The sequence below is a fragment of the Paenibacillus tuaregi genome, from assembly GCF_900086655.1.
Classification (GTDB): Bacteria; Bacillota; Bacilli; order Paenibacillales; family Paenibacillaceae; genus Fontibacillus; species Fontibacillus tuaregi.
The window spans coordinates 1214947-1237238 of sequence record NZ_LT575476.1 but is presented as its reverse complement, the minus strand read 5'-3'; the positions used below and the strand labels follow the sequence as shown (position 1 = coordinate 1237238).

The 22292-nt window shown below is 50.4% G+C and carries 21 protein-coding genes and 6 tRNA genes; 6 read left to right on the top strand and 21 right to left on the bottom strand.

Going from position 1 to position 22292, the window contains the following annotated elements:
* Positions 1–6: 6 nt before the first annotated feature.
* The 5 genes from BN6628_RS05680 to BN6628_RS05660 form a co-directional block, all read right to left on the bottom strand.
* Positions 7–807 (bottom strand): type II secretion system F family protein, encoded by an 801-nt coding sequence (locus BN6628_RS05680; protein WP_068615423.1) that lies wholly within the window; start codon positions 805–807, stop codon positions 7–9.
* A complete protein-coding gene (locus BN6628_RS05675) occupies positions 776–2053 on the bottom strand; it encodes a TadA family conjugal transfer-associated ATPase (protein ID WP_068615421.1) in 1278 nt (425 codons plus the stop codon). Before BN6628_RS05675 ends, BN6628_RS05680 begins: the two co-directional genes overlap by 32 nt.
* A complete protein-coding gene (locus tag BN6628_RS05670; protein ID WP_068615419.1) occupies positions 2047–3204 on the bottom strand; it encodes a nucleotide-binding protein in 1158 nt (385 codons plus the stop codon). Before BN6628_RS05670 ends, BN6628_RS05675 begins: the two co-directional genes overlap by 7 nt.
* Before the next feature lie 160 nt (positions 3205–3364).
* Entirely contained in the window at positions 3365–3787 is a 423-nt protein-coding gene (locus BN6628_RS05665; RefSeq protein WP_068615418.1) for a thiol-disulfide oxidoreductase DCC family protein, read from the bottom strand.
* Between the two features lie 161 nt (positions 3788–3948).
* A complete protein-coding gene (locus BN6628_RS05660; protein ID WP_068615416.1) occupies positions 3949–4227 on the bottom strand; it encodes a hypothetical protein in 279 nt (92 codons plus the stop codon).
* 353 nt (positions 4228–4580) lie between these two features.
* Here BN6628_RS05660 and BN6628_RS05655 point away from each other — a divergent pair, with 353 nt between their 5' ends.
* Complete coding sequence (locus tag BN6628_RS05655; RefSeq protein ID WP_082926809.1) at positions 4581–5927, top strand: Nramp family divalent metal transporter; 1347 nt, start codon at positions 4581–4583, stop codon at positions 5925–5927.
* 190 nt (positions 5928–6117) lie between these two features.
* Here BN6628_RS05655 and BN6628_RS05650 read toward each other — a convergent pair.
* The 4 genes from BN6628_RS05650 to BN6628_RS05630 form a co-directional block, all read right to left on the bottom strand.
* Positions 6118–6200, bottom strand: a tRNA-Leu gene (locus tag BN6628_RS05650).
* A gap of 179 nt (positions 6201–6379) precedes the next feature.
* Positions 6380–6462, bottom strand: a tRNA-Leu gene (locus BN6628_RS05645).
* A gap of 13 nt (positions 6463–6475) precedes the next feature.
* Positions 6476–6551, bottom strand: a tRNA-Lys gene (locus tag BN6628_RS05640).
* 175 nt (positions 6552–6726) lie between these two features.
* Positions 6727–6801 (bottom strand) — tRNA-Glu (locus BN6628_RS05630).
* Positions 6802–7023: 222 nt separating this feature from the next.
* Between BN6628_RS05630 and BN6628_RS05625 the strand changes: the two genes are divergently transcribed.
* Positions 7024–8574: a catalase gene (locus BN6628_RS05625; protein WP_082927084.1), complete on the top strand. Its 1551-nt coding sequence runs from the start codon at positions 7024–7026 to the stop codon at positions 8572–8574.
* A 281-nt stretch (positions 8575–8855) separates the two neighbouring features.
* On the opposite strand, the gene BN6628_RS05620 is transcribed toward BN6628_RS05625, so the two are convergent.
* From BN6628_RS05620 to BN6628_RS05605, 4 genes are all read right to left on the bottom strand, one after another.
* Positions 8856–8947, bottom strand: a tRNA-Ser gene (locus tag BN6628_RS05620).
* 9 nt (positions 8948–8956) lie between these two features.
* A tRNA-Asn gene (locus BN6628_RS05615) sits at positions 8957–9032 on the bottom strand.
* A gap of 335 nt (positions 9033–9367) precedes the next feature.
* On the bottom strand, positions 9368–9577 hold the full coding sequence (locus BN6628_RS05610) for a hypothetical protein (RefSeq protein WP_068615410.1): 210 nt from the start codon (positions 9575–9577) through the stop codon (positions 9368–9370).
* A gap of 62 nt (positions 9578–9639) precedes the next feature.
* The gene (locus BN6628_RS05605) at positions 9640–10101 is read right to left on the bottom strand and encodes a SprT family protein (RefSeq protein ID WP_068615408.1); all 462 of its coding nucleotides are present in this window, start codon (positions 10099–10101) and stop codon (positions 9640–9642) included.
* A 112-nt stretch (positions 10102–10213) separates the two neighbouring features.
* Here BN6628_RS05605 and BN6628_RS05600 point away from each other — a divergent pair, with 112 nt between their 5' ends.
* Both BN6628_RS05600 and cmpA read left to right on the top strand, forming a co-directional pair.
* Complete coding sequence (locus BN6628_RS05600) at positions 10214–10573, top strand: hydrolase/acyltransferase (protein WP_068615406.1); 360 nt, start codon at positions 10214–10216, stop codon at positions 10571–10573.
* 98 nt (positions 10574–10671) lie between these two features.
* Positions 10672–10806: a cortex morphogenetic protein CmpA gene (cmpA, locus tag BN6628_RS25895; protein WP_089153535.1), complete on the top strand. Its 135-nt coding sequence runs from the start codon at positions 10672–10674 to the stop codon at positions 10804–10806.
* A gap of 263 nt (positions 10807–11069) precedes the next feature.
* On the opposite strand, the gene BN6628_RS05595 is transcribed toward cmpA, so the two are convergent.
* From BN6628_RS05595 to BN6628_RS05565, 7 genes are all read right to left on the bottom strand, one after another.
* Positions 11070–11648: an outer membrane protein assembly factor BamD gene (locus BN6628_RS05595; RefSeq protein ID WP_068615403.1), complete on the bottom strand. Its 579-nt coding sequence runs from the start codon at positions 11646–11648 to the stop codon at positions 11070–11072.
* 118 nt (positions 11649–11766) lie between these two features.
* Positions 11767–13956: a Tex family protein gene (locus BN6628_RS05590; protein ID WP_068622022.1), complete on the bottom strand. Its 2190-nt coding sequence runs from the start codon at positions 13954–13956 to the stop codon at positions 11767–11769.
* A gap of 155 nt (positions 13957–14111) precedes the next feature.
* The gene (locus tag BN6628_RS05585; RefSeq protein WP_068615401.1) at positions 14112–14462 is read right to left on the bottom strand and encodes a type II toxin-antitoxin system PemK/MazF family toxin; all 351 of its coding nucleotides are present in this window, start codon (positions 14460–14462) and stop codon (positions 14112–14114) included.
* Between the two features lie 3 nt (positions 14463–14465).
* Positions 14466–14747, bottom strand: coding sequence for a CopG family ribbon-helix-helix protein (locus BN6628_RS05580; RefSeq protein ID WP_068615399.1), 282 nt, complete (start codon positions 14745–14747; stop codon positions 14466–14468).
* 231 nt (positions 14748–14978) lie between these two features.
* Positions 14979–16175 carry an alanine racemase gene (alr, locus tag BN6628_RS05575; protein ID WP_068615397.1) on the bottom strand — a complete coding sequence of 399 codons (1197 nt, stop codon included), beginning with the start codon at positions 16173–16175 and terminating at the stop codon, positions 14979–14981.
* A gap of 236 nt (positions 16176–16411) precedes the next feature.
* Positions 16412–17551: a LolA family protein gene (locus tag BN6628_RS05570; RefSeq protein ID WP_068615395.1), complete on the bottom strand. Its 1140-nt coding sequence runs from the start codon at positions 17549–17551 to the stop codon at positions 16412–16414.
* A 326-nt stretch (positions 17552–17877) separates the two neighbouring features.
* The gene (locus tag BN6628_RS05565) at positions 17878–19068 is read right to left on the bottom strand and encodes an acyltransferase (RefSeq protein WP_068615393.1); all 1191 of its coding nucleotides are present in this window, start codon (positions 19066–19068) and stop codon (positions 17878–17880) included.
* A 265-nt stretch (positions 19069–19333) separates the two neighbouring features.
* Here BN6628_RS05565 and BN6628_RS05560 point away from each other — a divergent pair, with 265 nt between their 5' ends.
* Together BN6628_RS05560 and BN6628_RS05555 are read left to right on the top strand one after the other, a co-directional pair.
* Positions 19334–19936: a sterol desaturase family protein gene (locus BN6628_RS05560; RefSeq protein WP_068615391.1), complete on the top strand. Its 603-nt coding sequence runs from the start codon at positions 19334–19336 to the stop codon at positions 19934–19936.
* A 175-nt stretch (positions 19937–20111) separates the two neighbouring features.
* Positions 20112–20681: a thymidine kinase gene (locus BN6628_RS05555; protein WP_068615388.1), complete on the top strand. Its 570-nt coding sequence runs from the start codon at positions 20112–20114 to the stop codon at positions 20679–20681.
* Between the two features lie 39 nt (positions 20682–20720).
* On the opposite strand, the gene BN6628_RS05550 is transcribed toward BN6628_RS05555, so the two are convergent.
* A complete protein-coding gene (locus BN6628_RS05550) occupies positions 20721–22130 on the bottom strand; it encodes a deoxyguanosinetriphosphate triphosphohydrolase family protein (RefSeq protein ID WP_068615386.1) in 1410 nt (469 codons plus the stop codon).
* Positions 22131–22292 lie beyond the last annotated feature (162 nt).

The following is a 22292-nucleotide window of genomic DNA, read 5'->3' as shown; positions in this document are numbered from 1 at the left end:
CGCCTCCTATATCCGGATGCTCATGATTTTATTGATCAGCCAGAAGCACCCGGCGAACATCAGCAGTGCAATCCCGGAGATAACCAGGCCGAACCCACTATATAGCGGCTGCATATAATCAGGGGATGAGACATTCATGAATAAAAGGAAAAACACAGGAGCCCCCAGAAGCGCTCTCGATTCAAACCGCTTCTGGGCTATCATGACCGAGATCTCCTGGCTAATATCCAGCTTCTCGCTAATGATTGAAGAGGTCCGCCTTACGATCTCCACCAGATCCCCGCCTGTTCTTTTACAGGTGGTGAATACATCCGCGAAATTCGTAATATCTTCAATTCCCGCCCGGTTGCTGAAGTCCTGGAGCGCTTCCTCGATCGGCTGTCCGTACTCCATGCGGGTGCAGATGATGTGCAGTTCTTGTATAAGATCGTTGCGCGCATCAGGATACAGCAGCCGCAAATCCGCGATGGCTTCCCGGAAGCCGTTCTCGACAGAACGGCCAGCCGCCAGAGAGGAAGAAAGCGAATAGAGCGCTTGCTTGAAATGCAGCGTCAGGGCGCTCCTTCTCCGGGCTAGGAGGTGTCTGCCCCAGTATTTGGGGGTATACAACCCTGCTAACCCCACCCCAAGAGCCAAATACCAGGTTTGAAAAAATATATATCCTATCAAATACATCACGAACCCGCCAGCAAGAATGCTGCTCAATCGTTGACGGGGTGTAAGCACCATAACTTTATAGTCCGGCAGGGCCGGGGTTGAGACTGCGGTTGGAGCCTTAGCCGGATTGGACCATCCTTGCTGCCTCATAAGCCATCCTCCCTCCGCTGTGCTGTTCAACCTTGAAACCGGCCATACTCAGCTTAGCCGTATGCTGCAGGGAGCTTCCTGTAGAGACAAGCCCTCCCACAATTCTCCCGTTCTCTTCTCCGACTTCCTCAAAAATATAGAGGGGATTCAACACGACTTCTCCATCCTTCATCCCGATCACCTCACAGATCTCGGTCACCCGTCTGGAACGGTCTCTCATCCTCGACAGATGCACAAAGATATCTATTGCCGAGCTGATCTGCTGGCGTACCACCTGGATAGGCAGATCAGCTCCGCTCAACACCATCGTCTCAAGCCTGCTGATCATATCTGCAGTGCTGTTCGAATGCCCAGTTGAAAGTGAACCGTCATGGCCGGTGTTCATCGCCTGCAGCATATCCAGAGCCTCATGGCCGCGCACTTCCCCGACCACAATCCGGTTGGGCCGCATCCGCAGGGAAGAGCGGATCAGATCTCTAACCGAAATTTCCCCTTTGCCTTCCGTATTGGAATTGCGTGTCTCCAATGAGACCAGATTAGGCACCGTAGTGATTTGCAGCTCTGCGGAATCCTCAATGGTAATGACCCGTTCTTCGGCCGGGATGTACTGTGATAAAGCATTCAGGAAAGTTGTTTTACCCGAGCCCGTACCCCCGCTGACAAAAATATTGTATTTGCTGCGGACCAAATCCTTCAGCAGCAGAGAGGCCTCTTCGCTAAGCGAGCCTGTGGCCACAATATCGTCCATGGTCATCGGCTTCTCCGGAAACTTGCGGATCGTAAGCGTTGGCCCTTTGAGTGCCACAGGAGGCAGTACCACATTGACCCTGGACCCATCCTTAAGGCGCGCATCCACAATTGGCGAAGATTCATTCACAACCCGGTTCACGCCGGACACAATCAGCTGGATAATATCCTCCAGCCTTTCCCTGGATTCAAACTTCAGATCAAGACGGCTCACTTGTCCTTGTCTCTCCACAAAAATCTCCTGGTCGCTGTTAATCATAATCTCCGTTATCGTCTTATCCTCCACCAGCGGCTGAAGCACATCCAGCCCGCGGAAAGAGTCATAGATCCGCCGGATAAGCCTTCTTTTCTCAGCTGCCGTAAATTCCTGCACCTGCTCATTAAGCAGAATCCGGCGTTCAATATGACTCTGCAGCTCCTCGTCACTCATGCTCGAGGTTACATCCAGACTCGCACGGATTTCGCTTCGCAGCTGATTGAACCATGCGCCGGTCACCATGCCCTTCCTCCGGCAGAATCAGGATCAGCACCGGCCCTTTGTGTAATGTGCCGGCAGAGCTTCATCATGTCGCGCTGGTAGTCAGGAGTATGCAGCACAGCTTCCCATGATGTCTTCTGCTTCCACGCAGGAATATAGGGCAGCGTTCGATAGCTCACAATCTGCTCAAGCGGCATGCTGTGAACCCGTGTCCCCAGACTCCGGTTGATGGTGAACACGGATTTATGCAGCAGCCGGGAATGCAAATCCGCATTTGTTCGCTCCAGATGCTGCAGCCAGCGCTCTGTCCTTTGGACCGGATCGATCTCATCCACAGTCAGCCAGACCAATTGGTCGCAGAAGTCGAGCACTGCTTCCGTCCGGCCGCATGGATAGCTGTCCGTATCCACAACAATAAAGTCATAACCTCCGCTGGCTGACAAATATTCAAGCAAGTTCACCGTGCTCTCTCTGTCCAATTCAAGCAGTTCATACAAATTAGTCAGAGGTTCGAATACCTCTGCCTGCAGCAAGGAGTCCCTGCTGACATATCCGGCTAACGAACCAGCAAGCGGCTCTCCTCTATCCGCAGATGACTGCAGATCGTAGAGAAGACGGGCTAGTCCCGGCCCCTCACCTCCAAATCTCGCCGCACTTCCCGGCAGAGGACCGCTCACCGTCTCCAGATTTAGATACATCACGCGGTAGCCTTCAGCGCTAAGCTGCTTCACCAAATGCAGGGCCACGGTAGTCTTGCCGCTTCCGCCAGTCACCGAATAGACCCCGATAACCGCCGTACTGCCATCTGAGGAATGTACAAGCTCATTTCCCCTGCTGCTCACTGAAGCCAGAACAGAAGTCAGCAGCTCATGAAGCGGCTGGTATTTGTACACATGATTCTCCCCGTCCCTAAGCTCTTGATTACCCTCCACTAAATACAGAACGGTCACAGTCCGGCCTCCAGGCGGGTTCCATGCATCTAAGAACTGTGATTCCGCCAACACCACATCCGGACGGTCGTCTAACATGGACATCCGCTGCAAGAATGCGTCGGGTTTGCTGAAAGCCATCACTTTCATCCTGTCGTTGAAGCTGCTGGTATTGACATAATGCAGAAACGGCTCAATATAACATTCATCCTGCACGGCCAGCACTACCCTTACAGGAACCATCACTTCATCCCCCTTCGGAAAACGCAAAAAAGCACCGTCCAATAGCCGGTAATTCGGCTGTTGAACGGTGCTTCCGTTTCCGTTGTTCCTTATTTTTACAGTTAGAATAACATACCTGTCCAAGCGTAGCAAGTCCCAATATATGAATATAACTAAGAAATCAATCCAGAAAGCGGTCCCGGATTTCCCGGGTTGGAATCATACAGGCTTCGTCCTTCCCGAACCAGCGGTAACGGTTGCGGGCAATCAAGTTATACATAGCATCTCGCAGAATCCGGGGAACCATGATCAACAAATAGAAGAGCGGCCAAGGAAAAGGCAGCAGCCGGGCAAGCCGGAGAGCTGCTGTAGACCGGGTATAATAACGCCCCTCCTCAATCAGAACGAAGGTGTTAAAGGAAGCCGGAGATAGTCCACCCTGTGAGAGCAGCCTCTGCCCAGACGCTGACTGCATCGAGCAAAACCTGAGATGCGCCTTCTTGTCCCGCTTGATCAGAAACTTTGTTACCCCCTGACACAGATGGCACACGCCGTCTATCAGAACCACAGGCTTCTCCTGCAATTCTTCCGGAGATTGACTCATCACGTTCATCCCCTTAACTCATGGAATCCGTTTAACTAAGTGCCAAATTATACAGATAATTGGTTAAAAGTATAAGGAATATAATAATAAGCATACGCTACTTATATAAAAAAGGCACGGGTTAGCCCCGTACCTCGTTTTATGTGCTTAAAGCTGTGTGTTTAGTTCGCTTCTGCCTTCTCCAAGTATTTGCCTTCGGCAATTTGGTTTCCAATGTCCGCAGTAAAGTTATCCATGCATTTGCATATAAAATCTTTGCGGCAAACTGGACACGGATTCTTCTGAAGACGGCTGATGTTGGTAAGCTTCCACTCGGGATAGCGATGATAGAACACTCGGCACTCAGTTCCATCGACCATTTTGACAATAAATTCGTACAAGCCATCCTTCTTGTTGCTGCTGGCTTCGGTCACGTTCTCAACAATTGGTCTGTAAGACAATGCTCATCACCCGTTCATTCAAATTTCGATCATTTTTGTACTTAGACATATTAAATAATTTTGGGCGGCATGTCAACTAAGCGTGATACTGTGCATCAGATGAACGTATAAGCCGTCAGGTAGCCGCAGTGACCTAAATTGCGCATGAGGCAAGTAGCCTTTTAACCAAGGGTGGCATACATATGAATATCGGTCAAAAGCCTGGTCAAAAATTCGACAGTACAAAAAATATTTTTTTCAGATAAAGCGTTTCCACCAAAAAGTTTCCCTAGACAAAAACTATTGTAGGTGTACAATATTGGTGAAAGATAAAATCATCAAAACCAAATTTACTAATAAAGGTGTGAATTCCTATGGAAGAGATTCAAGAAAATATAGCCGGAAGGCTGCCTGGCTGGAGATCTCAGCAGGGGCTCCCGTCACTTCCGGAGGCGCACCGCTCCCTTCGGATTCCCAAGAACGCCAACTGGTTCAAGAAGTTCCTGGCATTTGCAGGTCCTGGATACATGGTGGCCGTCGGATATATGGATCCCGGCAACTGGGCTACAGATATTGAAGGCGGGTCCCGGTTCGGATATACGCTGCTTGCCGTAATTCTAATCTCGAATCTGATGGCAGTGCTCCTTCAGTCGCTTGCCGGCAAGCTTGGCATTGTGACAGGAAGGGACTTGGCTCAAGCCTGCAGGGACAGCTATTCAAAGCCCGTTGTGTACCTGCTCTGGATTCTCTGTGAGCTTGCCATCGCTGCATGCGATCTTGCTGAGGTTATCGGCACTGCTATTGCGCTCAACCTGCTGTTCGGCCTGCCCTTGATCTACGGTGTGATTATCACCGCGGTGGATGTGCTGCTTATATTAATTCTGCAGAACAAGGGATTCCGGTTTCTTGAGATGCTCATCATCGTGCTTATTGCCACGATTGCCGTCTGCTTCGGAATTGACCTGTTCCTGACAGGTCCCGATATGGGAAGCGTGCTTAGCGGGTACATCCCAAGCAGTGAGATCATCAGCAATCCGCAAATGCTGTATGTCGCCATTGCCATACTGGGGGCTACCGTCATGCCGCATAATCTGTACTTGCACTCCTCCATCGTTCAGACGCGCCAGTTCGACCAGTCACAGATAGGGAAACGCCAAGCGATTAAATATATGACGTGGGACTCCACAATTGCTTTGACCTTTGCTCTATTTATCAACTCAGCGATCCTGATCGTATCTGCGGCCGCTTTTCATTCCAGTGGGCTAACGGAGGTTACAGACATCGGGGATGCTTACCACCTTTTGACACCTATTGTGGGAACTACGCTTGGAAGTGTGATGTTTGCAGTAGCTTTGCTCGCTTCAGGACAGAACTCAACGTTAACAGGTACACTTGCGGGTCAGATCGTCATGGAAGGATTCATCAACCTTCGGCTGAAGCCTTGGCTCCGGCGTCTGATCACCAGGCTGATCGCCATAGTGCCGGCTGTCATTGTTACCGCTCTGTACGGTGATTCCGGAGTACAGGACTTGTTGATCTTCAGTCAGGTCATCTTGTCCCTGCAGCTGCCATTTGCAGTGGTTCCGCTTGTGAAATTCACCGGCAGCAAGACTAAAATGGGCGAATTCGCCAACAAGACATGGATTAACATTCTGGCCTGGACAGTTACAGCCATTATTATTGCACTTAACTTATTCCTGCTTATTCAGACTATTTCCTAATTGCAGCATTTTCATTCAGCTTCCATAGATCACAGAGGGAAAAGAATACTTAGTTCAAATCGCCAGCATTAGCGATAGGCGGCATCCGACTAAGTTAACCTCTCGTGTGCTATGGAAGCTTTTTTTATTAACGCAAAAAAAGAACAGCCTCTCTGTTCAACAGAGCGACTGTTCTCTTATTTAGCTGTTATGCGGTCGAGAGGACTCGAACCTCCACGGGTATACACCCACTACCCCCTCAAGATAGCGTGTCTGCCATTCCACCACGACCGCTCGTGGGTTGAATCACTATTTTTCAAGCGAACATTTTATATTATATAGATACAGAGCTGAATTGTAAAGTGGAAATTAATCACTTATTAAAAAATATAAAACCGCCCCGGCCCCCATCGGTAAATAAACATTAATGTAATAACGAAAAAAGATCCCATTACGGGATCTCTCTTGCTCTATGCGGTCGAGAGGACTCGAACCTCCACGGGCGTACGCCCACTACCCCCTCAAGATAGCGTGTCTGCCATTCCACCACGACCGCATATAAAGTTAAATGGTGAGCCATGAAGGACTCGAACCTTCGACACCCTGATTAAAAGTCAGGTGCTCTACCAACTGAGCTAATGGCTCTCAATTTGAACAGGCGAACTCTGATGGGTTCTCATCCCCAAATCGGAGTGTTAAAGAAAGTGACCCGTAGGGGATACTCGTTCTGCGAACGAGACTGCGATGTAATCCTACCGAAGCGAATGCTCCGACGAACCCTGATGGGTTCTCATCCCCACTTGAAGCTGTTTAATGAAAGTGGTGACCCGTAGGGGATTCGAACCCCTGTTACCTCCGTGAAAGGGAGGTGTCTTAACCCCTTGACCAACGGGCCATGCTTGATGATGTCTTCAATGTGACAACAAAAATGAGTATATCAAAAACAAAACAAGCTGACAAGCACTTTTTTTAATTTTTTATACACACTCTCCCCTGCCCCAGAGTGACTGGATAAACCTAGATTTGGTGGAAATAATAGTGCAGCCGAGACTGAATATCATAAGGAGTGAAAACATTGAATCCAGATTCCAGCAATGAGGCACGTGATCCGTTAGAAATGACTCTGACCGACCGACAAGGACATCCGATAACTGACAATCAGAATGTACGTACCGTCGGCAGCCGAGGACCAGTAACCTTGGAGAATTATCATTTCCTTGAGAAAATATCCCACTTCGACCGTGGCAAAATCCCCGAACGGGTCGTGCATGCCCGTGGAGCCGGTGCCCACGGTTACTTTGAGACATATGGCAAGGTTGGCGATGAGCCAGTTGCTAAATATACACGCGCCAAGCTCTTCCAGGAGCCAGGCAAAACAACACCTGTATTTGTGCGTTTCTCTACAGTGATCCACGGGGGACATTCCTCCGAAACGCTGCGTGATCCGCGGGGTTTTGCCATTAAATTTTATACGGAGGATGGGAACTGGGACCTGGTAGGCAACAATCTGAAAATTTTCTTTATCCGTGATCCCCTTAAGTTTCCCGATATGGTACAGGCCTTCCGTCCGGACCCGGTGACCAATCTGAATGATCCTGAGCGGATGTTTGATTTCCTCTCCCAAAGCCCGGAAGCCACCCACATGTTTACTTTCATGTTCTCCCCATGGGGAATCCCTGCAAATTATCGTCAGATGCAAGGCTCAGGGGTAAACACCTACAAGTGGGTTAATCAGGAAGGCGAGGCCGTACTGGTCAAATACCATTGGGAACCACTGAAGCAGGGCATCAAGAACCTTCTTCAACAGGAAGCCGATGAAATACAATCCAAAACGACAGAGCACGCAACTCAAGACTTATATGAGGCTATTGAACGCGGTGATTATCCCGAGTGGGAATTAAATGTACAGATTATGAGTGATGACGAGCATCCTGAGCTCGACTTCGACCCGCTTGACCCCACCAAGCTATGGCCAACCGACAAGTTCCCTTTTCTTCCGGTAGGTAAGCTGGTCCTGAACAAGAATCCCCAGGATTATTTCAGTGAGGTGGAGCAGGCCGCTTTTGGTACCGGCGTACTTGTGGACGGGCTGGATTTCTCCGATGATAAATTGCTGCAGGGACGCACCTTCTCCTACTCTGATACTCAAAGACACCGGGTTGGCACCAACTATCTCCAACTGCCGATTAACGCGCCGCGTAAAGCCGTGGCCACGAATCAAAGAGGCGGACAGATGCAGTACCATGTGGACTTAGCTCCAGGTCAGAACCCGCATGTCAATTACGAGCCGTCCTCCCTTGGCGGATTAATTGAAGCTCCCAAGAAGGGCAAGGACCATGAACCAAGATACAACGACAGGCTTACCCGGCAAAAGATTGAACGTCCCAATGATTTCGGTCAAGCCGGCGAAACATATAGACAATTTGAGCCTTGGGAACAAGATGAGCTCATCCGCAATCTTGTAGCCAATCTACAGCTGTGCAAGCCCCACATCCAGAACCAGATGATCCAATACTTCACCGAAGCAGATCAGGAGTATGGCCGCCGTGTGGCTGACGGGTTAGAAGCGGTGCGGGGCCAAGATACTAGCGGACGATTGAGCACAGAAGCCGCGGATCAGGCCGTGCAGCAGGCTGAACAGGAAGGCCATCAGGCAGAGCCGTACTAACCATGTGACTTCACCGGACACGAAGAGGCCTCACGGATACTATGAAGAGACAGCGCGAACACTACAAAATGAATACACAAACACTAAGAGGCTGTACAGACACTACAAAGTGACAGCACAGCATTATAAAAAGGCCACTTTCCTTAAGAAGTGGCCTTTTGTGTACACTATACGCACCATGAGAGCTTTTCTTAAGCCTGCGGCCTTAATCTCACCACTCTACACACAACAAAAACGGGGACTTCTGGTTATCAGAAGTCCCCGTGTCATTATTAGAATTATGGCGGAGAGAGAGGGATTCGAACCCTCGCACCACTTACGCAGTCTAACCCCTTAGCAGAGGGTCCCCTTATAGCCACTTGGGTATCTCTCCAAATAAAAATGGCTCCCCGAACAGGACTCGAACCTGTGACAACTCGATTAACAGTCGAGTGCTCTACCAACTGAGCTATCAGGGAACAATATTGTATATACCAATTAATTTATCATGTCAGCGCATCCAAGTCAAGTTCACCTAATGAATTTCGTGTTTGTAAATATTGGGTACCTCCAATAACATGGAAAGACCCGGCCGCTTGGCCAGGTCTTTGGATTGGAAACATCAGGAATCCTTTCTGTGGCGATCCAGCCCGATAATCATAATGATGAGCACCAGCAGTTGAATGAGCAGTTCAGCACTCATGTGCCTCGCCTCCATGCCGCTTAATACTCCTTCGGACCGGCTCTCCTCTCCCCAGGTTAGTTCCTTTTACGTTCCCGTTTCTATGTATATGTCAGACATGCCCACTTATGATTACGAAGTTATGTATAAATAAAAAGAACCATCATCTCCACCTGCGGAAATCCGGTTCTTGTGTTTGATCAAAGATTTAATTTCCTGTTTAGTCTTTGTCTTCCTTGTTCTCATATCCGCAAAAGCAAACGGGCTGCGACCTGCTTCCGGATTCCGTCTTCCTTCCCGGGCCAGCTTATCCCGGTGCTTCTTAGCACTTGATTTCGCCAATGCAATCCTCTCCTTCAGTTGTATTAACTCCAGTATAACAGAAATCAGATGTGTCCATCTGATCAAATTACTCCCATCTTCAAGCTGCCTGAGCATCGGCCGCACCGGTATCGCTTCGGGTCCACTTTGCGTTTACGGAAATATTCCATTTCGCACTGGGTGCACACTAGCTTGTAGCGATATGGCAGCGTTCTGCGGCCTGAATTCCCCGGCAGGGACTGGCAGTAGCGGCTTCCATCCACTTGCCTAAGCAGCATCTTGAAATCCGCATCCTTGTGCTGGTAACCTCTGCCTGCCAGGTGAAGATGATAGTGGCACAGTTCATGTTTAATGATCTTCTCCACTTCCTCTGGGCCAAAAGCTTCAAGCTGATGCGGGTTAATCTCAATATCATGCGTTCGCATGAAGTATCTTCCGCCCGTGGTTTTTAGTCTGGAATTAAATGAGGCCTTGTGCCGAAACGGCACGCCGAAGCTGGCAAGAGATATTCTTTCCACCCAATCTTGAAGCTCTTGATTCGTCAACTTGGATTCTCCTTTCGGACCTTGAGGCAGGTCAGCAATGCACACTTGAATTTTAACTTCTTGTTACGCTACACTGTCAAGTAGGAATCACTTGGAGGGAGCACACCGATCTATGCCGACTATGCGATATGTCATTTTACAATTAAATCATGAATTGCAGTTCGTGGAAATGCCAGCCGATTATGCCTACCAGCTCAGCGCGCTGAACCTCAGATTGCACAAGGAAATCGCCAAGCTGACCGCAGCTAGCGTTCCCGCACTTCCTAGAGCTGTAGCAGAATGTGACCGGCTCGACCTACTAGAAGAAACCCATCACATTACCGGAGGCTTAGCGTACATTTATGCACTTGAAGCTGCTTTCTCCGCGATTGAGGAGTCCAGCTATCCTCTGATTTCCCTGCTTACGGAAATCCGTGCGCTTCAGGCTCAGCTTGAGCAATGGTATGAGGAGGAAGCCGAACAGCTTCTATAATTCATAACCGGCGCAAAATACGGTGGGACCTGCACACTTCCGGGCTTTTCCCCATATGCTAAGCATATTAACAGGGAATCGACAGGAGGGTGAGCCTTTTGCCTAAATGGCTCTGCAATCAAATCATGCGTGCATTTAACAAAAAGGACCGTCGTCAGATCCGGCTGCTGAATGAATGCTGGTTCTTCTATTACAACCGCTCTGATAACAACCCCAAAGCAGGTCAGCTGTGATCATCAAGACAGAAGCTATCCAAAGCCCTCAGGGCAGCGGATAGCTTCTTTTCGTATTTACGGGGAATACAGAACCAAGAAAAAAACTGTAATCCATAAGAAACTGGCCAGACACACATCATATTTTCATTCAGAGAATGCAAGGGCCTACGCTGAATTTATGTTCAGGCATTGAGAGGGGATATATAGGGGGGTACGAGAAAAGCTGCCCCAACAACCGCTTGGACAGCTTCTTTTAACAAAGATATGTATCTTAGCAACTTTTACGTTGTATACTTCTTCGGCAGCTCAAGTTCCCGCAGATCGTCAACAATGATTTTCACCCTGAATATTTTGGAATTAACAATAATTGCATCTTCATATATAAGTGGTCGGATCGTCGCTCCGCTAACATAGTCCTTAGTAAAGAGCTGATATTCCGGGTTACTTTGCAGTTCTTTGATAAACCCTGCTATCTCCGTGTTCTTGTTGGTTTCGTACAAATCAAGCTCTGTAGTTATGCTTCGTATAGGTTCTAGAAGTTCCATAATCTCATCAGAGCTCGATACGCTGTTGATATGTGCCGATATGTTGCCAAGCTCATCCTGAAAACTTTGGACCAAATCCACCGCCTTTTTCTCTGCTTCCGCCTCCTTCAACCTGCCGCTGACCAAGGAACTCTCTTTCAGCTTGAGTACTTGCTCGTACGTCTGAATAGCCTGTTCCAATTTCCCCTGTGTAAAATACGCCTCTCCCTTCTTGTAAAGCTCATCGGCTTGCCTATCCGCCTTACTCTCACAGCCTGTTAGCAGACCTGTGATCAGCACAGCTGTCGTTACCCATGAACCTACCCTCTTCAGCATGTAATTATCCCCTTCAACCTAACTCAAAAATGGTCACACATGGACCATAGTATCCGTTTCCTCCAAAAAAATCCATATAAAAAGAACGAACCCGGTCGCGGATTCGTTCTTGTTTTAATTAATTCTTCTCAGGGTCGCGCATCGTCAAGCCTACGCGGCCTTTTTTCGCATCCACATTCAGCACCCATACCGTGACGTTGTCTCCTACCGAGACCACATCCATCGGATGCTTCACATACCCGCTGCTCAGCTGGGAAATGTGAACCAATCCATCACTCTTGATGCCGATGTCCACAAAAGCTCCGAAGTCGATCACGTTGCGCACCGTTCCTTGAAGCTTCATGCCTGGCGCAAGATCCTCGATCTTCAGGACGTCCGTCCGGAAGATCGGCAGGGGCAGCTCCTCGCGGGGATCGCGGCCAGGACGCTGAAGGCTGTCGATAATATCCTTCAGCGTTGGCACACCCACGCCAAGGCTCTCAGCCATCTTCTCGACCTCAAGACTGGTAAGCCGCGCCGCTGCTTCCTTAGAACCCAGCTGCCCAGGTTCAATCTGGAGCTCCTTAAGCAGCCGGTTCACCACAGTGTATGATTCCGGGTGGATCGGTGTACTGTCGAGCGGGTCAGTACCTCCTGGAATCCGCATGAAGCCTACACACTGCTCGAACGTCTTCGCCCCAAGCCGCGGCACCTTCTGAAGCTGCTTGCGGCTGGTGAATTTTCCGTTCTCCTCCCGGAACTTCACAATATTCTTGGCCGTGGTCGCATTGACCCCGGACACGTAGGACAGCAGGGACGGCGAGGCTGTGTTCACATCCACGCCAACATGGTTAACGGCAGACTCCACCACCGCTTTAAGGCTCTCCTCCAGATGCTTCTGGGAGACATCATGCTGGTACTGACCAACGCCGATCGCCTTAGGGTCAATCTTGACGAGCTCAGCAAGCGGGTCCTGCAGCCTGCGGGCGATCGAGACCGCGCTGCGCTCGGCGACGTCAAGATCCGGGAACTCCTCGGCCGCGAGCTTCGATGCGGAGTAGACGCTTGCTCCGGCCTCGCTGACGATCAGGTAAGCGAGGTCCCGGTCCCCGCGTTCGGCGATAACCTCGGCGACGAACTGCTCGGTCTCGCGCGAAGCGGTGCCGTTGCCGATTACAATGAGCTCGATGCCGTAGGTATCGATCAGCTCATTGAATTTGGCCGCAGCTTCGCGCTTCTTGTTGTGCGGCGGTGTCGGATAGGTCACCGCCACCTCCAGCAGCTTGCCGGTGTCATCAATCGCGGCAAGCTTGCAGCCTGTCCGGTAGGCGGGGTCCACGCCCAGGACCATCTTGCCCTTCACCGGCGGCTGCAGCAGCAGGCTGCGCAGGTTGCCGGAGAAGATCGAGATGGCCTGATTCTCGGCCTTCTCGGTCAATTCGGCTCTGACTTCGCGCTCAATAGATGGCGCGATCAGACGCTTGTAGGCATCCTCAATCACGGCATGAAGCGAGGCTTCCACCGGAGAGGAGCCTTTAATAATCTGGCCGGCCATATACTTGTGGACCGGTTCAGCCGGAACGTCCAGCGAGACCTTCAGCACGTTCTCGCGCTCCCCGCGGTTGATAGCCAGAATCCGGTGCGGCGGCATTTTCTTCGCCAGCTCCCGGTAGCTGTAGTACATTTCATATACGGATTCCTGCTCCGCATCCTTAGCCACAGAGTCAATCATGCCGTGATCCAGCGTATACCGACGCACCCAGGCCCGGATCGCCGCATCATCCGCCAGCATTTCGGCCACGATATCCATTGCGCCCTGAGCCGCTTCTTCGGCAGATTCCACACCCTTGTCCGCATTGATGTAATTGGCAGCTTCCTTAAGCAGATCGCCATTCTTCGGCTGGGAGAGCAGCCACTCCGCGAGTGGCTCAAGCCCTTTCTCCTTGGCTACGCTTGCGCGGGTTTTCCGCTTTTGCCGATATGGACGGTACAGGTCCTCCACTTCCTGCAGCTTGGCTGCCTGCTCGATGGCGGATGCCAGCTCCTTCGTGAGTTTGCCCTGCTCCTCAATAATCCGGATCACTTCACGCTTGCGCTCCTCAAGCCCCCGAAGGTACGCGGCCCGCTCTTCAATATCCCGAAGCTGGTTCTCGTCCAGTTCCCCGGTCATTTCCTTCCGGTACCTTGCGATGAAGGGAATCGTATTCCCCTCGCCAAGCAAATCTATGGTCGTGCGTATTTGTTTGACGGAAATTTGCAGTTCCTTCGCAATTTGCTTGACGATGCGTTCCTGCTCTTCCGCAAGTGTCTCCTGTGGTGCTGCTTCCATCACAATTCCCTTCTCAGACAAATCCAATCCCTCTTTCTCTTCCTATATGTAACTTATTATCACAAACTTCAGCCTATATTGCCAGCAACCTGATACCCAAATAAAAAATGCGCCTAAGTCTCCTTGGCGCACCTCTTATCATTATCTGTTAAAGTTTAGAAATCAATCAGTCCCACACTGATAAGCAGTGACTCATCCACCTTCTTCATGGTTTCTTCATCGAGGTGGGTGATTTTGTCGGTCAATCTCTGCTTGTCAATGGTCCGTATCTGCTCCAGCAGAATAACGGAATCCCGGTCAAAGCCATGCGTAGCTGCATCAATCTCAACATGCGTAGGCAGCTTTGCTTTTTGAATTTGAGCCGTGATGGCAGCAACAATGGCCGTTGGGCTAAAACGGTTCCCAATATCGTTCTGGATAATAAGCACCGGTCTTACCCCTCCCTGCTCGGAACCGACAACAGGCGAGAGATCGGCAAAAAATACATCACCGCGCTTTACGATCAATGTTCACACCCCGCTTACTAGCCGATCCAGAGTGCTGTCCGCATCTTCCTCCGCATGAAACGCTTCAGAGGCCATGGTCAGGTTAATCTTCGCCATTTCCATATAACCGCGCTGCATGGACTCCCGGATGTAACGCTTCTTCCGTTCGTTCAAATAGAGCTTCATTGCCTGCCTAATCAGTTCACTGCGGTTGGAATTCTCCAGCGCAACGATGCCATCCACTTCCTGCAGGAGATAATCCGGCAAGCTGATCATGATTCTTTTCGTGTTCTGCATATTGGCCAATTACTTACACCCCCACAAACCTTTCGACCTTACTCCCTAGGACAAGTATATCATTATCCGAGGAAATTTATACAAAGGAATATATGCTCCCTGTATATCAAGTATGCTGCATTCCATTATAAACGAAAAACAACTATGGCGTACATAGCATTTGCCAATTTCCAGATACTTGTTATATTCGGGAGATTTCGCCTAATTCCTTCATAACGGTAAAAAAATTTGGAGCGTAAATCAGCTCAGTCCTGATTCAAGCAGCGGATTTACAACGAGCTCCACAGATCCGGAGCGCATGTAAAACCTTGGTATGCGATGAGCCAGCATGCAGATGATCTCATAGTGAATGGTACCGAGCGCGGAAGCCAGCTCGTCGGCGGCTATGGTCTCTCCGCCCTGACTGCCGATAAGGACAACCTCTTCTCCGGCTTGGATTTCCTCTGCCATCCCGGCAAAAGACTGCAATGATACCATACACTGGTCCATACAAATCGTTCCCACGACAGGCACGCGGCGTCCGCGGATTAGAACCTGCGCTTTGCCTGTAAGCATACGGGAGTAGCCGTCCGCATACCCGATGGGCAGCGTGCCTATTCTCTCTTCGCTTACGGTTGTGTAACGGATGCCATAACTGATGCCCGAATGCGCGGGCAGTGTCTTCACAAATACAATCTGAGTTTTCAGCGTCAATACCGGGCTGAGCTTCACCTTCGACTGTCCGACTTCAGCTGACGGATAAAGTCCGTATATCGAAATGCCTATACGAACCATATCGCAGGAAATCTGCGGCATATCTACAGCAACAGCACTATTACCCGTATGTATAATCGGGATTTGATAACCGTGATCCCTCAGCGCCTCACATGCGCCCTGAAAACGTCGGTACTGCTCCAGTGTATAGGTCTTATCTTCCTCGTCTGCCGTTGCAAAGTGGGTGAACATGCCCTCCACTTCGACATGCGGAACGGCCATGGTATCGCGGATGAACTGCATCAGCTTCTCTCCTGGCAGGAGTCCAAGCCGCCCCATTCCGGAGTCCACCTTAATGTGGACCTTCAGCTTGCCCCGGATGCCTGAGGAGCTCAATTCCTGAATGGCCTCCAGCACTTCATCACTGAACAAGGTTATTGTTACATCGTTCTCCCAAGCAGTACGCACTCCGTGCGGGGGCACATATCCAAGCACCAGAATCGGCATACGAACACCTGCCTGCCGAAGCTCCAAAGCTTCATCCAGAAACGCCACACTCAAATAATCGGCGCCCAGGCGCTCCATCTCCTTGGCAACCTGGACAGCACCATGACCATAAGCATTAGCTTTGACACAGGCCAGAAGCTTCATACCTTCCGGCAGCGCCTGACGAAACGCCTTATAATTGGCCTCGAGTGCGTCCAAATTAATCTCAGCTCGGGTGGGTCGATAGTTTACTTGCAATGAGGTCACCTTCTCTAAAGTTTGAAAAATCCACTCCTGTAATAAACTAATGTTATCGGTCCGGGAAGTGGCTGTCAATTGCGATAGAGAAACCTTTTTATGCAAATAAATCCGCCCTGCCTGTAGAGAACATGTACCTGCCATACCGCGTCCGGCAGAAAAAAAGACAGCGGATAGACGGTGTGCCAAGAGGGAGCTTAAACTCCGACCGGCAGCCGTTATCCGCCTATCCCCTATTATTTACCCGATTGTTCCTGCATAGAAGCGGCAACTTTTATCATTTCGTTCACCGGCAGGTTATCACTGGTCAGATTAAATTCCAGTCCGTCCACTGTCCAAATCAGAGTCTGAGTCGCCTGGTCAGCGCCGGTCAAATAGCCTACTGTGAAACCAAGATCAACCATTTTGCCCCCAGCTGCCAGGGAGACCGCCTTATCAAGAGCTCTCGCTTCGGTCAGCGTATATTGATAGGTTCCGTCATAACGGAGCAGGACGGCACTGTTCATACTTCCTTCCACAACCTTCTCTTCTTTCTTCGAGACGCCTTCAGGCATATAAGTTGGCATAATGACCCCGAATGTCTCGTCTAGAGCAGGCGCTTTGGAAGTTTCCTTCCCATCCGCTCCTTCCCCATCCTTTGCTGCCTCCCCATCCTTAACCGCACTCTGTCCCTCGCCAGGCACCTTCTCCACAAGCTGTCCATTCTCATCCACTTCGAGTACCGTCCCCTTGGAATTTGGAGTTGAAGCATTCAAATTTTGCTGCATATCAAAGGACTTCTTATCAAAAGCCGCATCAAATTTGAACTTGTCGAACTTGACCTCCACGACCACATTCGCATTGGAATCCGAGACCTGTACCTGCTCTGGCGCATAATTCTTTTTGCTGAGCCAAATTTTCTGGCGGACCAGAGTCTGGGTGTTATAATTCGCTGCCACATCAAATACATAACTGTTCTTATCCGCTACAAATTGGCGGGATGTATCATTCAAGATACTGCGTACAAGAGTCTGATAGAGGTACACCTGCCCCTGATTCTCAGGCCAGTCGCTTTGGAAACGGAAGCTCTTGCCGAGACTTGGAGTAAGGACGTACACCCCCTGGTCGTTGCGCAGAACGATCTGAGTGATGTCCTTCTGGGCGTTCGTCAGCGCAATCCGGTAATAAGATGGGTTCTGATACCATACTTCCACCCGGTATTCCTGGGGCTTGTCACCCGTGTGAAGGGTCATCGTCCCCGAACCTTCATAACTCTCCATCTTGGTCACGACCTGATCCAGGTCCTTGACAACATCAGCGGAATCCTTCTTTCCGCAAGCGGCCAGCAGCATGCTGAAAGCTATCACAATGGTAAGCACCCATGTGATTCGACGCATGGTATCATCCCCTTAGCACATATGAATTTTCCTAATCTTGATACATGTCTATGAGGGAACTTGGACGATTATGCGGACATGTTTGACAAGCTGGAACAAGGCCATCGGGTATAGAAAAAGAGGCCCCGGAAGGGCCTCTTCATATCAAACGGGTGGCTTAAATTAGGCCTCCGCCGCTAATTTAAGATCAAGCTGGACGGGAAGCTGTTCGAACAGACGCAAAAAACGTCTCTACTATGCGCTGTGTACTCTCAATCAACTGCTGTCCCAATTATGATGTGGGTGTGCAGACACGAACAGACTGATCTTCATAAGATAAGCCTGGCTTACATCGCAGCCCCGGATTTGCCCGAGGCCTTAGAAGCCCGCCTAGTCCGTGGGGCAATCTGCACACCCACAAGCCATTTGCCTATTGGAAGACGGGCTAGGGCCCATGTAAACATGCAGCACATGGCCAGACACAACACGGCAGCTGCCAACGTTCTAACCGCAGCACCGGACCCTGCAAACAAACTGCCTTCAACGATGTAAGCCAGACGAAGCACTCCTGCATGCATGAGATAAGCCCCGTACGAGAGCATACCGACCCCGGTCAAGACCCGCAGCACGATCGGATGGGCTCCCGCCTTCAGGGCTGTGGCCACCCGGTACAGGACAAAGATTGAGCTGGTCAAATAGATGACCATCAGCGGCTGCAGCAGGGCGACTCCGCCAAAACTGATCTGGATCCCGTCATCCTTCTGGAACCCCTGAACCAGGTAGTAGAAGAAATAAGCGGACATTCCTATGAAAACAGGCCAGTAAACGCCTTGTCCCCGCCGCACCCATCGCTGCCAATATGGCACGTTCATCCCTGCTGCCGCACCAAGCAGGAAATAGAATAGATAATACAGCACATTCCGGTCCGCGTAGGTGGTGAAGAGCGGTGTAAACACCGGAATATCCAGCTTGGTGAACATTCCGGATATGATGCCAATCAGCGGCATAAGCCCAAGATAGGCAGCTCCAGCTGCAGCTACAGCATAAGGGCGGGTTCCCGGCCGCAGCCGGCCGGCCCCCTTCACAACGATCCGCCGGAAGAGCGGGAAGAGCAAATAGAACTGTATCATCATGAACACATACCACAGGTGATAACTGGATTTCCCTGTCACGAGGCGCTCTGCCGCTGCGAGAATTTCGCCAAACACTGCACCGGGCACAGCATGGTTCAGGACCATATAGAAGAGGGACCATATTAGAAATGGAATCCCGATATCCTTAAGTCTTTTACTCAAAAATGACCTGTAGACCAGCTCTCCATCATAATTATAGAACAGGACCATTCCCGTTATGAAGATAAACACCGGGACCGCGAACTTGGACAGAATGACAAGCAGTGCAAGCAATGTTCCGTCCGCAAGCTGGACACCGGGAAGGTAGCCATAATGAGCAACGGCATGCTGGAACACGACACCTATAAATGCGATTGCCCGGAGCAGTTCAATTTCCGGGATTCTCTCTTTACTTTTATGAGCCATGCCTCTCTCCTAATCTGATTAAATTTATTATTACTTAAAAATCATTAATCTATCATAACCCTGTAGAACCCGCAAATGGGAATCTATCACTCCGGGAGTAGGGGTGTAAGCATGAGATTAAAGCCATTTGTCTAACAACACGGCCCTCACTGGACTTTAGTCGAGTAGACAAAAAATCAACTATTGTGATTTATTATAGATAATGGAAGTTTTTACGGGACGGAGATGTAAGACTCGTTCTATTATGAGAGAGGGGAAACAAAATATGAAAAGTAAGAAACGGCTGCTCCTTAAAGAGTTCGCCACCGATTCAAGAGTACTGTTCATTTCATTTATGCTTGTCGTCTATACTGCTGTCACGGTGATCACACCGTATAGTCCCTTGATGTGGATTGCCCTGCCTGGAGGGCTGCTGGTCTTCTTCATCACGGAATACGTCTCCCACCGCTACATTCTGCATGGGTGGTTATCAAAAATGATGCCTAAAGCGCATGAGGGGCACGACAAACACCATGAGAATCCCCAAGATTTCGAAAATATGCTGACCCCCAATACATACAATGTGCCTGTACATCTTCTGTTCTGGGTTATCTTCTGCCTGGCCTTGCAAAGCATTCATCTCGGCAGTGCGCTGATGGTTGGCGTAGCTCTCTACCATCTGCTCTATGAGTGGGTGCATTATGTCTCCCACCGTCCGATTACGCCGCGGACCCGCTGGGGAAAATGGATGAAGAAATATCACCTGCTGCATCATTTTAAAGACGAGAAGTATTATTTCGGCGTGACAAATCCGGCGCTGGATATGATGCTTGGAACAGACCAGTCCCCGGCTGGTCCGTCTGAGAAAACAATCGCAGCCAAGGATTGATCTGAGATGCTGCAGCTGTAAAATTCATGCTTATCACAAAAAAGCAGATCTGCTCTTTCGGGCAGTCTGCTTTTTCTTATATTCATTCAGACTTCCTTGACTTCTCATTGACGAATGACAAGTCTGTTGATTATGCTGATAAAGATATTTGTCAGCAGGGAAAGGAACATGCGATTTGGCACAGCTATACTTCAAGTACGGCGCTATGAACAGCGGCAAGTCCATTGAAATTCTTAAGGTGGCTCACAATTATGAGGAGCAGAACAAGCCGGTGCTGATCTTCACCCCGGCCATCGATACGAGGGATAAGATCGGATTCGTGTCCTCCCGGATCGGCATGCAGCGGGAAGCGATACCGATCTATGATGATACCGATATTTTCAGCATGGTGAAGAATCACAAGCCCAAGCCCTACTGTGTTCTGGTGGATGAATGCCAATTTCTGAAGAAAGAGTGCATTCAGCAGCTTGCCCGCATCGTGGATGAGCTGGATGTTCCCGTAATGGGCTTCGGGCTGAAGAATGACTTTCAGAACCGGCTGTTCGAGGGCAGTGAACAGATGCTGATCTATGCGGACAAGCTGGAAGAAATGAAGACGATCTGCTGGTTCTGTGAACGCAAGGCCACCATGAACCTTCGTGTCGAGAACGGCAAGCCCGTGTATAACGGGGAGCAGATTCAAATCGGGGGAAACGAGGCTTATTATCCGGTATGCCGGAGATGCCATGCGAATCCACCGCTGTAATCCCAAAGAACCCGCCGAGCCCGGTGGGTTCTTCCTATTTTAATCCAGATCATAAATCGTTCCGACCTTGAGGCCGTACAATTCATTGTAGATTTTCTCGGCGTACGCGTCGGTCATGCCGGCGATATAATCCACAATCATGTGCTCCCAGGTCCAGATCGGGTGCTCCCGCTTCTGGTCCTCGTCAAAGCGCCGCAGCCAGTCCCCCGGAATGATGGATTTGGAGGTGTGTGGATCGAGGAAGGCGTCCCACAGCCGCTTAATGATCCATGCACTCCGCTTCTGAAGCCGCTGCACCCGCAGATCGCGGATCATGGTCACCCAGGCGAAGCTCTTCAGCACGCTGACGGTTCTCAGCATGTCCTCATCCTCCTCGCCATTCTTGACAAAGGTCACCTGCTGCCAGTTCCCGTCCGGAATCACCCCAAGGCTTCCCACAAACAGGCTGACCCAGTAAGCTTTGACCTCACGCCGGGTACGGGACTTGTCATAACCGCAGATCGGCAGCTTCTCGTTCCAGACTCTCAGGAAAGCCGTCAGCACCTCTTCAGCTTTCGCACGGATTCGCTCGTCATCCCAGCCCTGCCAGCAAGGGTCTTCCAAGGTGTTGACCTTCTCCACGATCAGCTGCTGAATGTGCGGGTCCTGCATGAAATGCTCATGCACCTCAATCTTGCCCGCCTTGATCCCGTCCTCCAGATCATGCGCCGAATAAGCGATATCATCACAGAGGTCCATGAGCTGGGCCTCCAGCGTCTTCTTGCCCTGTGGAATTCCCCACAGGCTGCGGATCTCCGAGATATACTGCCACTCATGCTTGTACATGCCCTTCGGGTTCTGGGTACCCGGAAAAGGATATTTGTTCGTCCCGAGCAGGACGGCATCCGACAAATTCAGCCCGTCGATATTCTCCCGCTTCTCCAGAAACATAATCAGCCGGAAGTTATGGGCGTTCCCTTCAAAATGCTCGTACTTCAGTCTCAGCTTCCGGCGGATCTCCTCTTCATCCCGGCGGGCTGCCCCGCCGCGCTTCAGCTCCTGCTGAACCTTCTCCTCAATCAGCCCGTTCAACAGGCTGGCAAGCACTTCCTCCCCTTTATGGCCGAAGGGCGGATGTCCGAAGTCGTGGCTAATCGCCGCACACTCCACCACCTCCGGATCAATGATCAGCCCAGGGTTTCCGGCTCTTGCCGTATCAATGCCGGGATAAGACCGGATCAGGCTTTTGGCGGCCTCTCTAGCAATCTGGGCAACTTCCAGCGAATGGGTCAATCGCGTACGGTAATAATCCCCGGTTCCGGCCCCGAACACCTGGGATTTCCCCTGCAGCCGGCGGAACGTTGGGGAGTGAATGAGACGTGAATAGTCCCGTTCATAAGCAGCGCGCGCATGCTCCTGTCCGATGTTATCCGGATACTGCCTATGTTGTCTTAATCCGTTAATGTCCATAAATTCAAGCCACTCCTAGTCTTTGAAACTGTAGGTTCAGTAAATGATTTGTTCTATTGTACTTACTGTTCCTATTCGAAGTCAAAAGGATTCTGGGGCCCTGCCGACTGCTCTGTCAGGTGATGCAAGGCGCCATGCAGCCCATGCAGCTCCCTGGGAGCT

Bases quoted from the DNA above. Each gene is read 5' to 3' on its own strand.
- BN6628_RS05570 (WP_068615395.1), bottom strand. From the start codon at position 17,551: ATGCGTCGAATCACATGGGTGCTTACCATTGTGATAGCTTTCAGCATG.
- BN6628_RS05560 (WP_068615391.1), top strand. From the start codon at position 19,334: ATGAAAAGTAAGAAACGGCTGCTCCTTAAAGAGTTCGCCACCGATTCA.
- BN6628_RS05670 (WP_068615419.1), bottom strand. From the start codon at position 3,204: ATGGTTCCTGTAAGGGTAGTGCTGGCCGTGCAGGATGAATGTTATATT.
- BN6628_RS05655 (WP_082926809.1), top strand. From the start codon at position 4,581: ATGGAAGAGATTCAAGAAAATATAGCCGGAAGGCTGCCTGGCTGGAGA.
- BN6628_RS05565 (WP_068615393.1), bottom strand. From the start codon at position 19,068: ATGGCTCATAAAAGTAAAGAGAGAATCCCGGAAATTGAACTGCTCCGG.
- BN6628_RS05595 (WP_068615403.1), bottom strand. From the start codon at position 11,648: ATGCTGAAGAGGGTAGGTTCATGGGTAACGACAGCTGTGCTGATCACA.
- BN6628_RS05600 (WP_068615406.1), top strand. From the start codon at position 10,214: ATGCCGACTATGCGATATGTCATTTTACAATTAAATCATGAATTGCAG.
- BN6628_RS05680 (WP_068615423.1), bottom strand. From the start codon at position 807: ATGAGGCAGCAAGGATGGTCCAATCCGGCTAAGGCTCCAACCGCAGTC.
- BN6628_RS05550 (WP_068615386.1), bottom strand. From the start codon at position 22,130: ATGGACATTAACGGATTAAGACAACATAGGCAGTATCCGGATAACATC.
- BN6628_RS05625 (WP_082927084.1), top strand. From the start codon at position 7,024: ATGACTCTGACCGACCGACAAGGACATCCGATAACTGACAATCAGAAT.
- BN6628_RS05665 (WP_068615418.1), bottom strand. From the start codon at position 3,787: ATGAGTCAATCTCCGGAAGAATTGCAGGAGAAGCCTGTGGTTCTGATA.
- BN6628_RS05590 (WP_068622022.1), bottom strand. From the start codon at position 13,956: ATGGAAGCAGCACCACAGGAGACACTTGCGGAAGAGCAGGAACGCATC.
- BN6628_RS05675 (WP_068615421.1), bottom strand. From the start codon at position 2,053: ATGGTGACCGGCGCATGGTTCAATCAGCTGCGAAGCGAAATCCGTGCG.